The organism is Saccharothrix ecbatanensis (assembly GCF_014205015.1).
Taxonomy (GTDB): Bacteria; Actinomycetota; Actinomycetes; order Mycobacteriales; family Pseudonocardiaceae; genus Actinosynnema; species Actinosynnema ecbatanense.
In genome coordinates this window covers 8,817,471-8,832,577 of record NZ_JACHMO010000001.1, presented here as the reverse complement: position 1 = coordinate 8,832,577, position 15,107 = coordinate 8,817,471, and the positions used below count along the sequence as shown (strand labels likewise).

At 70.3% G+C, this 15,107-nt stretch carries 10 protein-coding genes and 1 tRNA gene; 6 read left to right on the top strand and 5 right to left on the bottom strand.

Features of this window, described 5'->3' with window-relative positions; all coding sequences use genetic code 11:
• Nucleotides 1–179: 179 nt before the first annotated feature.
• From F4560_RS43845 to F4560_RS39290, 3 genes are all read right to left on the bottom strand, one after another.
• Nucleotides 180–4,838, bottom strand: coding sequence for a hypothetical protein (locus F4560_RS43845; protein WP_221483799.1), 4,659 nt, complete (start codon nucleotides 4,836–4,838; stop codon nucleotides 180–182).
• 54 nt (nucleotides 4,839–4,892) lie between these two features.
• Nucleotides 4,893–6,569 (bottom strand): energy-dependent translational throttle protein EttA, encoded by a 1,677-nt coding sequence (gene ettA, locus F4560_RS39295; protein ID WP_184928101.1) that lies wholly within the window; start codon nucleotides 6,567–6,569, stop codon nucleotides 4,893–4,895.
• 318 nt (nucleotides 6,570–6,887) lie between these two features.
• Complete coding sequence (locus tag F4560_RS39290; RefSeq protein WP_184928100.1) at nucleotides 6,888–7,379, bottom strand: single-stranded DNA-binding protein; 492 nt, start codon at nucleotides 7,377–7,379, stop codon at nucleotides 6,888–6,890.
• A 163-nt stretch (nucleotides 7,380–7,542) separates the two neighbouring features.
• Between F4560_RS39290 and F4560_RS39285 the strand changes: the two genes are divergently transcribed.
• From F4560_RS39285 to F4560_RS39275, 3 genes are read left to right on the top strand one after another with little or no spacing between them, the layout of a single operon-like run.
• The gene (locus F4560_RS39285) at nucleotides 7,543–8,142 is read left to right on the top strand and encodes a TetR/AcrR family transcriptional regulator (RefSeq protein ID WP_184928099.1); all 600 of its coding nucleotides are present in this window, start codon (nucleotides 7,543–7,545) and stop codon (nucleotides 8,140–8,142) included.
• 31 nt (nucleotides 8,143–8,173) lie between these two features.
• The gene (locus F4560_RS39280) at nucleotides 8,174–9,103 is read left to right on the top strand and encodes an ATP-binding cassette domain-containing protein (RefSeq protein WP_312869892.1); all 930 of its coding nucleotides are present in this window, start codon (nucleotides 8,174–8,176) and stop codon (nucleotides 9,101–9,103) included.
• 13 nt (nucleotides 9,104–9,116) lie between these two features.
• Nucleotides 9,117–9,932, top strand: a complete 816-nt coding sequence (locus tag F4560_RS39275) for an ABC transporter permease (protein ID WP_184928098.1) — start codon at nucleotides 9,117–9,119, stop codon at nucleotides 9,930–9,932.
• Nucleotides 9,933–9,937: 5 nt separating this feature from the next.
• Here the strand turns inward: F4560_RS39275 and F4560_RS39270 are convergent, their stop codons facing one another.
• Nucleotides 9,938–11,920, bottom strand: coding sequence for a bifunctional copper resistance protein CopD/cytochrome c oxidase assembly protein (locus tag F4560_RS39270; protein ID WP_184928097.1), 1,983 nt, complete (start codon nucleotides 11,918–11,920; stop codon nucleotides 9,938–9,940).
• Nucleotides 11,921–11,999: 79 nt separating this feature from the next.
• Here F4560_RS39270 and F4560_RS39265 point away from each other — a divergent pair, with 79 nt between their 5' ends.
• Nucleotides 12,000–12,578 (top strand): DUF3558 family protein, encoded by a 579-nt coding sequence (locus tag F4560_RS39265; RefSeq protein WP_184928096.1) that lies wholly within the window; start codon nucleotides 12,000–12,002, stop codon nucleotides 12,576–12,578.
• On the opposite strand, the gene F4560_RS39260 is transcribed toward F4560_RS39265, so the two are convergent.
• A complete protein-coding gene (locus tag F4560_RS39260) occupies nucleotides 12,544–13,731 on the bottom strand; it encodes an MFS transporter (protein WP_184928095.1) in 1,188 nt (395 codons plus the stop codon). The two genes, F4560_RS39265 and F4560_RS39260, sit on opposite strands and share 35 nt — an antisense overlap.
• A 62-nt stretch (nucleotides 13,732–13,793) precedes the next feature.
• Here F4560_RS39260 and F4560_RS39255 point away from each other — a divergent pair, with 62 nt between their 5' ends.
• Together F4560_RS39255 and F4560_RS39250 are read left to right on the top strand one after the other, a co-directional pair.
• Nucleotides 13,794–14,849, top strand: coding sequence for a LacI family DNA-binding transcriptional regulator (locus F4560_RS39255; protein WP_184928094.1), 1,056 nt, complete (start codon nucleotides 13,794–13,796; stop codon nucleotides 14,847–14,849).
• 126 nt (nucleotides 14,850–14,975) lie between these two features.
• Nucleotides 14,976–15,048: transfer RNA gene (locus F4560_RS39250), tRNA-Arg, on the top strand.
• Nucleotides 15,049–15,107: the final 59 nt, after the last annotated feature.

Below are 15,107 nucleotides of genomic sequence, written 5' to 3'. Positions count from 1 at the left end.
CAGTATCCGGTACCTCTGTGTACCGGGTCCGCACACCACTAAACCAGACGCGCCTGAACCCGTTCGCCGCAACCCTCGCACTGAATCGAACCACTTGCCGGAAAGTAGCAAAATGGCTACGGGCCGGACTATTTCCCGCTTTGTTACTCGCGGGAAACCTTATTAGAACCTCAAATTATTCACGACCCGGGAAGTGTCCAGGTGTCGAACCGGGGTGCGGGTTCGACGCGCTGGATGGGCGCGGTGGTCTCGGCGGCGGACTCGGGCGGGGGGCCGACCGGGGTGATCGGCACGGTGTCCTCGTCCACGCGGCCGGCGGCCTCGTCCTCCCGGCGGGCGTCCTCGTAGGCGACCAGGGCCTCGGCCAGGAGTTCGGCGAGGCTGAGGTCGCTCTTGTGGCGGCGTGAGGCGCGGGTGACGCTGGGTGAGTCGAGGGCGGGGGGCGTCGGTTCGACGATGGCCGGGAGGTCGATCGTCTTGCCGCCGACGACGACCGCGGTGACGAACGGGTCCTTGGCCGGGTCTTCGGCTGGGGTGTCGGCAGCTGGGGTGTCGGCAGCTGGGGTGTCGACAGCTGGGGTGTCGGTGACTGAGGTGTCGGTGGCTGAGGTGTCGACAGCTGGGGTGTCGGTGGCTGGGGTGTCGGTGACTGAGGTGTCGGTGGCTGAGGTGTCGGCAGTCGGTGCAGTCGGCGCGTCGGCAACTGGGGCGTCGACAGTCGGGGCGGTCGACCCATCGGCCATGACACCGGCTGGGGTATCGGCCTGCCCCCCAGCCGGCCCATTGCCCGGCGTCTCGGTCGGAATCTCCGCCGGAGTCTCGGCCGTGATCTCGGCCGGGGCGTCGTCGCGCTCGACGTCGGCGGCGCTCAGGAAACCGGTCGCCCCAATCGGCGAAGCCGGCGACGGCGCCGACTCAACCGACGGAACCGACGGAACCGGCTGGACCGGCTGGACCGGCTGGCCCGGGCGGACCGACGGCGGGGCAACCTCGGGCGACGGATTCGACGGGACCGGATCGGGAACCGGCACCGGAGGTACCTGATCGGGCTCCGGGACGGTGGGGACCTGGTCCGGCTCAGGCGGCGGCTCAGGGGTGGACTCGTCCACGGTCCGCGATTCGGCGTCCATCCCCGTGCCCTGCTCAGGCACGGTGACCATCGCCGGGAAGTCGGGCGACGGCGAGGCGAAGTCCGGCACGGGCGGTGGCGGGAAGTCGGGCGGCTGGGGCACCCGGGCGGTGGGGATGACCGGGCCCTTCACGAAGGCCGCGCCCAGGCCGACCGGCGGAACGTCGTCGCGCACGGCGGGCTGGACCATCGCCGGCGAGTCGAACATGTCGATGGACGATTCCGACGTTTCCTCGGTGCGCAGCCGTTGCGGCGCCTCCACCCGCCACTGCACGGATTCCGGCACAGCCTCTGTCCGCACTTCAGGCTCGGCCTGCTCCTCAGCCTCGGGGCTCGGACCGGAAACGGCGGAATCCTCCTCGACATCACGTGCCCGACGCCGTCCGCCGGTGCGTTGCGAATCGAGGAGCCCGGCCGCCTTCAACGTGTCCAGCACATTCGGGTCGGACCCTTGATCACCGGAGGAACGCTCACCCTCACCCTCAGCGGCCTCACGGGCAGCCCGCCGACGTCCACTGCGCACGACTCCGGCAGCCGCGATCAACCCGGCCGCAGGCACACTCCGCTCGCCACCCTCGTTTTCCGCGGCCGAAGGAGAGGCCCCCACCGCCTCCGCTCCGCTCACTTCGCTCCCGCCGCCGGATTGACCAGCACCAATCCCCCGGCCACCGTCCGCAGACGTCCCACTGAAGCCACTTCCGGCAATGTCCGAATGGGTCCCGCCAATTCCGCCCCCGGCACCAACCCGCGCCCCACCGGAAGAAGTGATGGATTGGTCCGCCACAGCCGACTCCAAGTCACCAGCCGCCAACGGCCCGAGCCCTACAACACCACCACCAAGCCCCGAACCACCACCAGCGCCGCCACCAACCGAACGACCACCAGCCAACCCACCGCTCGCTGAGGCACCGCCGGCACCAGCCGAGCCAACCACCGCCGGACCGCGGCCCGCCGAACCACCGCCAGCCGGGCCGCCCTGCGGCGAACCACTCAACCCACCGCCGCCAACAGCCCCAACGCCCCCTGCAGCGCCACCGCCAGACGAAGAACCGGTATGCCCCACCCCGCCCACACCACCATCACCGGACGAAGCGACACCTCCCGAAACCCCGCCGCTCAACCCGCCATCGCCAAGCCCCACACCGCCGCCATAACCAGCGCCAGGCGTGCCGGAGCCAGGCTCCGCAATCCCAAAGCCCCCACCACCACCAAGCCCCGCCCCCGTACCGCCCACGAAGCCACCAGCCAACGCAGGGCGACCGCTGGCCACAGCCGGGCCTTGGCGCGCACCACCAGCGGGACCACTGGCCAACGCGCCAACGTCCTGAACCGCACCACCCGTAGGCCGACCACCCGACGCGGCAGATCGTTGCTGTCCACCAACATCAACAGAGTCACCCGGCGACACAGCCGAGTCGACGCGACCACCACCGACAGCGCCACCAGTCAGTGCGGCGGAATCATGGCGGGCAGCGCCAGCAGGGCCACTGCTGACAGAACTCCCAGTCAGCGCAGCGGGTTCATGGCCCACAACACCCACACCGCCGGAAGAGCCGCCAGCCGACATCGCGGGAACATGGTGGGCAGCGCCGGCAGGACCACCGGCCGGCACAGCGGAATCGTGGTGCGCAGCGCCAGAGAGGTCACTGGTCGACATGGCCGGATCATGGTGGCCACCGCTGGCAGGGCCTCCGGTCAGCGGTGCGGAACCGTGGCGCGGGGCACCGGCGGAACCACTGGTCGACACGGCGGGACCATCGCGCCCGACGCTCACAGGGCCATCAGCCGACACTGCGGCATCCTGGCGAACAGCGCCGGCAGGACTGCCACCCGGCACCGGCGAATCATCGCGCCCAGCACCGGAAGGACCACCGGCCGACACCGCCGAATCGTCGGCTCCACCGCTGAAAGGGGCACCGACGCGCGCTGCGGAACCGTGACGGGCACCGCTTGGCGCGCCACCGGTCGACTCCGTAGAGGCTTGGCGTGGTGCGCCGGCGGGGTTGGGGGTCGGTGTGACGGGCGCTTGGCGGGTGTTGGGGGTGCCGCCGTCGTTGAGACCTGCACTGGCGAGATTTGTGGCGCTGGCGGCGCTGGCGGCGACGTTCGTGCCGGTCCGGGCGGGGGCAGCGGTGGGGGGTGGAGAGATGGGTGAGTGCGGCCTGGCTTGGCCGCTCCTTGCGTGTTCCGGGCGGCCCTGGGTGGGGGCCGGTTCGGTCCTGGGCGGTTGGGTTGGGGACGGTTGCGTTGCGGATGGTTGCGCTGGGGACGTCTGCGCGGGAGACGGTGGGATGGCTTCCGCGGCTGCGGCTCGGCGGTGGCCTCCGGGCTGGGGCTCCGGCGCCGCGTCTGCCAGTGGCTCCGCGTCTCCGAATGGCTCCGCGTTGGCGAATGGCTCAGCATCGCCCGACGACTCGGCGTCTCCGAACGGCTGCACCAAGCGCCAGCGGTCGGCGGCGTGGGCCCTTGCTGCCGAGATGCCTTCCGCCGTCATGTCCTCGGCCGCACGGCGGGAGCGCTTGACGCGCACGCCCTCGTTGCGGTGCATCTGCACTGGACGCCACTGGCGGAGTTGTTGCTTGGCCTCCGGCGCCAGTTCGGCCTCTGCGGGAGGCGGTGCGGTTTGGGTTCCGGTGCGGAGCAGGGCGGTCAGTTCGTCGTGCAGGCTGCCGGCCGGCCGGCGGTGGACGCCGGAGAACTCGGCGGCCAGCCGTGCCCTCACCGCGTAGACCGCCCTCGCACGCCTGCGTTCGGCCGCGTGAGCCGAGCGCAGGTTGGCCAGGGCCTCCGTCAGGTTGCCGCCCACCTCGTGAACGTGGGCGAGTGCCAGGAGGCTCTCCCCCAGGAGCAGGTCCAGCTGGTGGCGTTCCGCGCTGTCCGCCGCGTCACGGAGCAGGTCGCGTGCCTGGTCGACCCGACCGGCCGGGAGGTGGACCCTGGTGGCCAGGGCCAACCGGAGCCACCCCGTGGTGGACGCGGACGGGGCTCGCACCGGGCGTTCCAGGAGCGGGGTGCCGACTTCCGACGCCTCGCCCGGCTTGTTCAGGTCCAGCAGGGCGCAGACCAGCTCGACGGTGAGCCTGCCGCGCACCTGGCCGTTGTCCGACTCCGCCTCCTTGAGGCTCTCCAGCAGGGCCAGGCCGTCGCGGCACGCCGCGGTCGCCGCTTGGAGGTCGCCCCAACGACGGTGTTGGCCTCCGGAGGCGGCTCGGAGCAGGGCGCGGTGCAGGAGGGTCGTGTCGTGGTCCAGCAGCGGGTCCGCCTGGAAGAGGTGGTCCGCTTCGACCAATGCCTGGGACAAGGCCTCGCCACGACCCACCGACACCAGGCACTCGCTGGCCTGGACGAGCGCGGCGGCACGGAGGCCCGGTGGGACGTTCTCGGCTTCGAGAACGGGACGCACCGCGGCGAAGCCCGTCAGGGGTGCTCCTACCGACCTGGCGCTGTCCGCGAGTTCGACGCGCAGCCGCCAGGCCGTTTCCTGCTCGGACTCGGCCTCGGCCGCCTTGAGGGCGTCCAGCGCACGGTCCGCTGTCCGCACTCCCCGGCCCATGCGGTTGCTCGCGAAGACCACCAGGGCCTCCGCGCGCAACCTGTCCACCTCGTCACGGCGGGCCGAGGCGAGGGCGACGGCGCGCTCGCCCAGCACCAGAGCAAGCTCCGGTGCCCGCCAACGCAGCCGCCAGGCGGGCACGACCAGCGTGCTCACCTCGACGTCCGCCCGCGCCTCGCCCCTCGCCGCCACGATGCAGGTTCCCGGCTCTCAGTCCCGTGTGAGCTTGCGGTAGGTGACGCGGTGCGGCCTCGCAGCCTCCGCACCGAGTCGTTCGATCTTGTTCTTCTCGTAGCCCTCGAAGTTGCCCTCGAACCAGTACCACTTCGACGGGTTCTCGTCCGTGCCCTCCCACGCCAGGATGTGCGTGGCGACCCGGTCGAGGAACCACCGGTCGTGCGAGATGACCACGGCGCAGCCGGGGAACTGCTCCAACGCGTTCTCCAGCGAACCGAGTGTCTCGACGTCCAGGTCGTTCGTCGGCTCGTCCAGCAGGATCAGGTTGCCGCCCTCCTTGAGGGTCAGCGCCAGGTTGAGCCGGTTGCGCTCACCACCGGAGAGCACGCCCGCCGGCTTCTGCTGGTCCGGACCCTTGAAGCCGAACGCGCTGACGTACGCCCGCGACGGCATCTCGACGTTGCCGACGTGGATGTAGTCCAGGCCGTCGGAGACGACCTCCCACACGTTCTTCTTCGGGTCGATCCCGCCGCGGTTCTGGTCGACGTAGGACAGCTTGACCGTCTCGCCGATCTTGACGTCGCCCGAGTCGGGCTCCTCCAGACCCACGATGGTCTTGAACAGCGTCGTCTTGCCCACGCCGTTCGGACCGATGACGCCGACGATGCCGTTGCGCGGGAGGCTGAACGACAGGCCGTCGATCAGCACCCGGTCGCCGAAGCCCTTCTTCAGTTTGTCCGCCTCGACCACGACGCTGCCCAGACGCGGGCCCGGCGGGATCTGGATCTCCTCGAAGTCGAGCTTGCGGGTCTTCTCCGCCTCCGCGGCCATCTCCTCGTAGCGGCCGAGGCGGGCCTTGGACTTGGCCTGGCGGGCCTTGGCGCCCGACCGGACCCAGTCCAGCTCGTCCCGGAGCCGCTTCTGGAGCTTCTGGTCCTTCTTGCCCGTGACCGCCAGCCGCTCGGCCTTCTTCTCCAGGTAGGTGGAGTAGTTGCCCTCGTACGGGTGAGCCCGACCGCGGTCGAGTTCGAGGATCCACTCGGCGAGGTTGTCCAGGAAGTACCGGTCGTGTGTGACGGCGAGGACGGCGCCCGCGTACTGCGACAGGTGCTGCTCCAGCCACAGCACGCTCTCGGCGTCCAGGTGGTTGGTGGGCTCGTCGAGCAGCAGCAGGTCCGGCTTGCTCAGCAGCAGCTTGCAGAGGGCGACCCGGCGGCGCTCGCCACCGGAGAGCGTCTTGACGTCGGCGTCCGGCGGCGGGCAGCGGAGGGCGTCCATCGCCTGGTCGAGCTGGGAGTCGAGGTCCCACGCGTTCGCGTGGTCCAAGTCCTCCTGGAGCTGGCCCATCTCCTCCATCAGCTCGTCGGAGTAGTCGACGGCCATCTTCTCGGCGATCTCGTTGTAGCGGTCGAGCTTCACCTTGATCTCGCCGAGGCCTTCCTGGACGTTGCCCAGGACGGTCTTCTCCTCGTTGAGAGGCGGCTCCTGTTGCAGCAGGCCGACCGTGTAGCCCGGCGCGAGGAAGGCCTCGCCGTTGCCCGGTGTGTCCAGGCCGGCCATGATCTTCAGCACGCTCGACTTGCCGGCCCCGTTGGGACCGACAACGCCGATCTTCGCACCGGGGAGGAACATGATGGTGACGTCATCCAGGATGACTTTGTCCCCGTGCGCCTTGCGCACCTTCTTCATGGTGTAGACGTACTCGGCCATGCCCGCGATCGTAGAGCGGTGCCGATCGGGCCCGAACCTCGGACGCCGGCAACGGACGTGGGCGCAGCGCAGAGTTAACGCGAACGTGGGCAACCCCGGCCGTCGGATGGTCGGACGGCACGCCTTGCGCGACCCCTACGACCAGCGCGTCCGACCGGATGCGCGAACTCGGTGCACTGTCGAACCCCGATGCCTGCGTGCGGATCCGGCCCTGGCGCCGACCCGACGACCTCCCTCCTCCACGCTCGCAACAGCGACGACTGCCCGCGCATTCTCCGCCCCGATCGGGTGAACGGAACCCCTTGTAGCCCGATCGGCTCAGAACGGCACTTCGGCCACCTCCTTCGGCGCCTCCGACCCGACCGTGAGGATCAGCGGCAACTCGTCCTCTTTCCGGGGCGCGACGATCTCGGGCGCCGCACGGGCCTCGATGGCGTCAGGCGCGAGCCTGGTCCGCAGGGGTGTCGCGGTGCACAAGGCCAGGTTGGGCCCGATCGCGGTGGCCTCGACCTCCACGAGCTGGCTGACCTTCCCGTCGTGCTCCACGTCCTTGATCGCCAGCCGACCGGTGATCACCACCGGGTCACCCCTGTTCAACGACGCGTGCGCGTTGTCCGCGAGCATCCGCCAGCAGGTGACCGTCAGGAACATCTTCGCGCCGTCGCTCCAGCTGCGGTCCTCCGCATCCCACACCCGCTCGGCGGTGAACAGCCGGAACTTCGCCCGGCTGAAACCGGTGCCGACCTTGGTGTGGGTGACCGCGCTGGCCACGTTCCCGCAGATGGTGACCCTGGACTCGTTGTAGGCCATTTCCGCCTCCTGTTGTCGATCGCTTGGGACCAGGTTGCCGGGGGTCGGGGTGCTGGGACAGGGGCGGTTCGGGATCTGTGGACAACTGCTTGGGGCATGCATAATTGAATGAGTGAGCGCTCACTCGTTGACATGAGTGAGGACTCACTCATAAGATGGGCACATGCCCGAGGACAGCACCCAACGCCGTCGGCGCGCGCCCGCGATGAGCCCCGAGGACCGCCGCGAGGCGATCGTCACCGCCACCGTCCCACTGCTCTTCGAGCACGGCGCCAACGTCACGACCAGCCAGATCGCCAAGGCGGCCGGCATCGCGGAGGGCACCGTCTTCCGGGCGTTCAAGGACAAGCAGGAACTGATCCACACCTGCGTGCGGACGGTCCTGGCGATCGACTCCGAGCTGGCACTGATCGACCAGGCGAGGCAGGCGGGCGCCCTCGCCGAACGCCTCTCCTGGGCCATCAGCGCCGTCTCCAGCTACCTCGACCGGCTCTGGAAGCTGATGAGCGTGCTCCGCGACTCGGGCTACGACCCGGACGCCGACCGCAAGCACAAGGGCCCGCCGGCGGAGATGCAACAGATCGCCGAGCAGGTCGCGTCGCTGTTCGGGCCGGACGACGACCTGCGCGTCGACCCGTCCCTGGCCGCACGCCTGCTGCTCGGGCTCGTGTTCACCAACCGGATGCAGGGCAAGGGCTTCGGCGACTCGACCGCCGACGCCGACCTGCTCGTGGAGCTGTTCCTGCACGGCGTGAAGAAGTGACTGAGGGGATGACGTGAACGAGGGGGATGAAGTGACCGACCTGATGATCGAAGCGACCGACGTCGGCAAGGCGTTCGGCGAGGAGAAGGCGCTCGACGGGGTCAGCATCGCCGTGCCGAGGGGCACCGTGCTCGGCCTGCTCGGCCACAACGGGGCGGGCAAGACGACGCTGGTCAACGTGCTCACCACGACGCTGCCGCCGGACTCGGGCAGTGCCAGGGTGGCCGGGTTCGACGTCGTTTCCCGGGGGCACGAGGTGCGCAGCCGGATCGGCCTGACCGGCCAGTTCGCCTCCGTGGACGAGCAGCTGTCCGGCCTGGACAACCTGATCCTGATCGCCCGGCTGCTCGGCGCGAGCCCGCGTGAGGCCAGGGCCAGGGGCCACGAGCTGCTGGAGCTGTTCGGGCTGGCGGACGCCGCGAAGAAGCAGTCCCGCAGCTACTCGGGCGGCATGCGGCGACGCCTCGACCTGGCCGCGAGCCTCGTCGGCCACCCCGAGGTGATCTTCCTGGACGAGCCGACCACGGGCCTCGACCCGGCCGGCCGGCTCGGCCTGTGGGAGATCGTGGAAGGCCTGGTCACCGACGGCACCACGGTCCTGCTCACCACCCAGTACCTGGACGAGGCCGACCGCCTCGCCGACTCGATCACCGTGCTCTCGAAGGGCAAGGTCGTCGCCGCGGGCACCAGCGCCGAGCTGAAGGCCCAGGTCGGCCAGCGCACGGTCACCGTCACCCTGGCCGACGCCTCGGACGTCCCCAAGGCCTCCGGAGCCCTCGAACGGGCCGGTCTCCAGCCCGTGAGCGCGCAGAACACGCTGACCGCGCCGGTCACGTCGTCCCGCGAGATCGCCACCGTGGTCCGCGCCCTGGACGAGGTCGGCCTGGAGGCCACCGAACTGGCCCTGGGCGAACCGACCCTGGACGACGTGTACCTCACCCTCGCGCAGCACGCGGCCTGAACAGGAGCCCCGAATGACCACCACCACCGCTGCCGCCCCGCCGCAGACCCGCTGGCGCGGCACAGGCTTCGGCACCCAGGTGCTCGTGCTGACCCAACGGTCGCTCCGCACGCTGGTCAGCGACCCGCGGATGATCGTGTTCAGCATCCTCCAACCGCTGATCATGCTCACCCTGTTCAGCCAGATCTTCGCCAGCATCGCCAACACGCCCGGCTTCCCGCAGGGCGTCGCCTACATCGACTTCCTGATGCCCGCGATCCTGGTCAACACGGCCATGCAGTCCGCGCTCCAGGCGGGCGTCGGCCTGGTCACGGACATGAAGAACGGCGTCCTGGCCCGGTTCCGCTCGCTGCCGATCCGTTCGGGCTCGGTGCTGGTCGCCCGCAGCCTGTCCGACCTGGTCCGCACGGCCTCGCAGCTGCTGCTGATGCTGGTGTTCGCCGTCGTGGTGTTCGGCTTCTCCCCCGCGGGCGGGGTCGTCGGCATCGCAGCGGCACTCGCGCTGGCGCTGGCCGTCGGTTGGGGTCTGGGCTGGATCTTCCTCGCCATCGCCGCCTGGCTGCGCAACGCCGAGCTGATGCAGACCGTGGGCTTCCTGGCCATGTTCCCGCTGATGTTCGCGTCCAGCGCGTACGTGCCGGTCAGCGGCCTGCCCGGCTGGCTCCAGGCGGTCGCGAACGTCAACCCGTTGACGTTCGCGGTGGACGCGGCGCGCTCGCTGGCGCTCGACCAGCCCGTCAGCGGTGTGGTGGGCGCGCTCGTGACCAGCGCCGTGCTGGCCGCCGCAGGCTGGGTCATGGCCGTGAAGGGCTTCCGCCGCCCGCTCTAGAGAGATCAGTCTTTACCGGACATCTTGCGCAGCATCGCGTTGTACGCGACGAGGTCCGCGTCACCGTCCGCGTCAGCCCGCCGGTCCGACCGGCGGGCTTCGCGGCTGTCCGACCTGGCCCATTGCACCAACAGCGCCACCATCACCACGATCAGCGGCACCTCCCCCGCCGCCCACGCGATGCCGCCGCCGAGCCGCTGGTCCTCCAGCTGCGACGTCACCCACGGCAGGCCGAGCGACCGGTAGAAGTTGTCGCCGATCACGGTCTGGGAGCTCATCAGCACGATGCCGAAGAACGCGTGGAACGGGATCGAGGCGAACAGCAGGCCCAGCCGTCCCAGCGGCGGCAGCCGGTTCGGCGACGGGTCGATCCCGATCACCGGCCAGTAGAACGTGTAGCCGACCAGGATGAAGTGGGCGTTCATCACCAAGTGCGCCCAGTGGTAGTCCAGCGCCGCGTCGAACAAGCCGGAGAAGTACAGGCCGTAGAACGAGCCCACGAACAGCGCCAGCGCGATCAACGGGTTCGTCAGCGCCCTCGCCACCCGCGAGTGCACGAGCGCCAGCACCCACTCGCGCGGCCCCGGCGGATTGCCCTTGCCCGCCGTGGGCAACGCACGCATCGCCAACGTCACCGGACCGCCCAGCACCAGCAGGACCGGCGCCAGCATGGACAGCAGCATGTGCGCTTCCATGTGCACGCTGAACATCGCGGGCGCGTAGCGGCCGACACCGGACGACGTGGCGAACACCACGGTCAGGCAGCCCGAGATCCACGCGATCGTGCGGCCCACCGGCCACGCGTCACCACGCTTGCGCAGCCGCCACACGCCCACCGCGTACAGCGCGGCCAAAGCGAGGAAGACCGTGCCGAAGACCAGGCTGAACCGCCACTCGAACAGCAGCCTGGCCAACGTCGGCGCACCGGGCAGGTCGTAGCCGATGCGCAGCTCCACCGTGCTCGGCAGCACCCGTCCCTCGACCGGCGGAGGCGTGCGGCTCAGCGCCGCGGCCAGGCCGATCGTGACGAACATCAGCAGCACCTCAACGCCCGCGAGCTTGAGCAGCGAACGCCCCGAGCCCGTCGCGACGACCTGCTTCACGCTCCGCTCGCGCTGGAAGTACCCCGCGACACCCAAGACGACCAACGCGATCGTCTTGCCGAGCACCAGCAGGCCGTAGTCGCTGCTCAGGAGCTGGTCCAACGGCAGCCGAACCCACGCGTTGACCACGCCCGAGGCTGCCATCACGACCCAGCAGACCAACGCGATCTTGGAGAACCGCGTCGTCGCCAACGCCAGGTGGTCACCGCCACGCCGGCCGTGCGCGAGCAGCGCGATCAGACCGCCGACCCACAACGCCGCCGCGATCAGGTGGTACAGCAGGCTGTCCGTGGCCACGTCGTGCGAGCCGCCGCCGGACGAGTGCCCCGTCACGGCCACCGGTACCAGCGCGAACACCGACACGAAGAACAGCACCGCGGTCCAGCCCCACGACAGCACCAGCCGGCAGCCCAACGCCAGCAGCGCCACCACGACGGCCGTGATCATCCACGCCTTGGCCTGTTCCACCAGCCCCACGACCTGGACCAGCACCGACAGGTCCAGCTGGGTACCCTCGTCCGTCTTGACGTACAGCAGCGCCGTCACCGGCTGGCCCAGCGCCTCCGCGACCGTGAACGGCACCGAGAGCACCGCGCCCAGCGTCCACACCAACGCCGCGAACCCCGCCGTGCGCAGGGCCGCGTAGCCGTGCGCCGCCAGCGTGCCGCTCTCTTGAGGCGGGACCAGGAACGCCGCCAGCAGCAGCGAGCCGATGGTCACCACGGCCGCGGACTCGGTCAGCACGCGGACCACGATCAGCGCCGGGCGGTCCGCGCCGGTGATCGTGAGCAGCCCCACCGCGACCAGTGCGGCGACCGTCGAGCCGACGATCAGCAGCGGGATCAGGCCGGTGCGCTGGGTTCGGGTTGGCGCTTCAGTGGGCACGCCACGAGCGTAGGCGGCAGCGCTGTGCTGTCACCAACCGCCGGACGTGCACAGATCGCACCTACTACCGTTGCCGGACGTGACCAGCTCTCGCACGGCGCTCGTGACGGCCTTGGCCCTGCTCCTGTCGGCGGGGTGCAGCTACTCCGTCAACGGTGACGCGCTGCCCCAGGCCGGGGTCACGCCGACGACGTCCAGCCCGACCCAGGACGCGCCGTCGGACGCGCCGAAGATCGCCAAGGCGCGCACGGTCGCGGGCGTCGAGCCGTGCGGGCTGCTCACCGCGGACGACCTGAAAGCGATCGGGCCGTACAAGAAAGAGCCCGCGCGCAAGGACGACGTGATCCAGGAGTCGTGCCAGTACGTGCTGGACGACGGCTCCGCCAAGGGTCGGACCGTGATCGCCGCGCTCTACCAGAAGTACGAGCAGGTCCGGACGCGGCAGGAGAAGGGCCACGAGGTGGTCGTGGAGGGGCACTCCACGTGGGTGCTGTGCGAGCAGAGCGGCAGCGAGATGGCGTGCACCGCGACCCTGGCGGTGAACGCCAACCGCAGCGTCCTGGTGGCGATGGCCCAGCCCGGTGGCGTCCCCGAGCGGATGGTGGCCGCGATGCAGCCGCTGCTCAAGGCCGCGCTGAGCCGACTTCCTGCTGCTTGATCTCGCGGGCGCGGGAACGTCGCGCCAGCAGCACGGCGGGCACCATCAGGGCGATCACGCACGCCACGACGCCGAGCGAGACCGAGAGGCTGCTGGCGTGCGCGATGCCGCCGACCAACGGCGGGCCGATCAGGAAACCTGTGTAGGCGACCGTCGTCACCAGGCCGATCTCGCGTTCGCCGCCGGTGCCGTCGGCTCGCTTGCCCGCGTCACCAGCCAGGTCCATGATCACCGGGAACGCGAAGGCCAGGCCCAGGCCGACGAACGCGAACCCGACGAAACCGAGGGCCGGCACGTCGAACAGGACGGCCAGCGCCAACCCCGCCGCGGCCACCACCGCGCCCGTCGCGAGCAGCCGGTACGGGCCGAGGCGGCGTTGCACGGGCTCGCCGAACATGCGGGCGGCGGCCATCGCGATGGAGAACCCGGCGTACGCCGACGCGGCGGCGGCCTCGCTCAGACCCCGTTCGCTGACGAAGAACAGCGCCGACCAGTCGGACGTCGCGCCCTCCGCGATCGCGGAGAAGAACGTGATCACCGCGAGCAGCCACAACAGCGGCCGCTTGAGCACCGGACGGTCGTTCGTCGGGGTGTCGGAGGTCTCGCCCCGCACGCCCGGGATCGCCCTGATCACCCATGCCATCGCGACCGCGCCGATGACGGCGACGGTCACCAGGTGACGGGTCAGGCTCCAGCCCGCGCTCGCCGCCGCCGCCGCGCCCAGCGAGCCGACCAGTCCGCCCACGCTGAAGCCCGCGTGGAACTGGGGCATCAGCGGCCGTTCCAGGCTCCGCGTGACGGCGACCGCGGCGACGTTCATGCCCACGTCCATCGACGCGCTGGCCGAGCCGAGCACGAACAGGATCAGGCCGAGTTGCAGCGGCGATTCCGCGAGGGTGAGGCCCGGCACGACCAGGGTGGTGACCACCACGCCCACGATGATCAGCTTGCGGGCGCCCACCTTCGCGCACATCCGGGCCGCGATCGGAGCGGACAGCGCCAGGCCGATGCTCGCGCCGAGCAGGGCCAGGCCGAGGGTGGCCTCGGTGGCGCCGACCTGTGCCGACACAGCGGGCATGCGCGCCGCCCACGACAAGAAGAGCACCCCGTTGAACAGGAAGACCGCGAAGACGGCGAGGCGAGGCGTGGGCATGGGTCCGAGTGTGACTAGAGCGCTTCAGAACGTCCAACCGATTACCTGGTTACGCTCATCACGTGGACCGCCCTCGCAAGCCGACGCTCGACACGGTGGCCGGCGCGGTCGGTGTGTCGCGCGCCACGGTGTCCAACGCCTACAACCGGCCGGACCAGCTGTCCGCCGCATTGCGCGAACGGATCATGGCGACCGCGGCGTCCCTCGGGTACGCAGGACCCGATCCGGTGGCGCGCAGCCTGGCCACCCGGCACAGCGCGGCCGTGGGGTTCATGCTCGGGCAAGGGCTGTCGGCCGCCTTCGCCGACGCCGCGCTGTCGATCGTGTTGGACGGGTTGGCGTCGACCGTGGACGTTCACGACCACTGCCTGGTGTTGATGCCCGGGCGGGACAAGGGCGGACCGCGCCCGGAGACGGTGGCGCGGGCGCAGGCGGACGTCGTGGTGGCGTACTCGCTGCCGGACGACGCGCCCGCGTTGGCGGCCGTACGGGCGCGTGGACTGCCGATGGTGGTGATCGACCAGCCCGTGCTGCCGGATACGGCACTGGTCGAGGTGGACGACTTCGGCGGGGCGCGGCTGGCGGCGTCGGCGTTGTGGGAGCTGGGGCACCGGCGGTTCGGGGTGATGACGTTCGCGCTGCACGCCGACGGGCACAACGGGCCGGTGTCGCACGTGCGGCAGGCGTCGACGTCGTTCCGGGTGACGCGGGACCGGTTGCACGGCTACCTGGACGTGACGGGGGCGGACACGCCCGTGTGGGAGTGCGCGGGGAGCAGCCGTGAGCTGGGTCGTGCGGGGGCACGGGCCCTGCTCTCCGCGTCGCCGCGACCGACGGCGTTGCTGTGCGCTTCGGACGAGTTGGCGTTCGGCGCGTTGCAGGCCGTTCGGGACTTGGGGCTGCGGGTGCCGGCCGACGTTTCGGTGGCCGGCTTCGACGACGTGCCCGCTGCCGAACACGCAGACCCACCGTTGACTACTGTGCGTCAACCCCTCGCCGAGAAGGGGCGCCACGCCGGTGAACTCGCGCTGCGCCTGCTCGACGGCGGCAGACCAGGAGAGCCGACAAGACTGGCGGTCTCACTGGTTTCCCGCGACTCGACAGCCCCTCCGAAGTGATCCACATCACTTTTTAGGCATCTTGATCACCCTTCTGGTGCCTCGACGGAAACGCACCGAGTCTTCCGGACGATGTGTCCGGTGGGGCGGCTACGCTGCTACAGCGCGTGGTCAACAGCCCCTCCAGCCTCCGTAGCTCAGTGGAGAGAGCGAGGGACTTCTAATCCCGAGGTCGCAGGTTCGAATCCTGCCGGGGGCACTCGATAGGCGTGCCCCTGACCTGTAGTGACAGGTCAGGGGTCGCAAGGGACGACGATT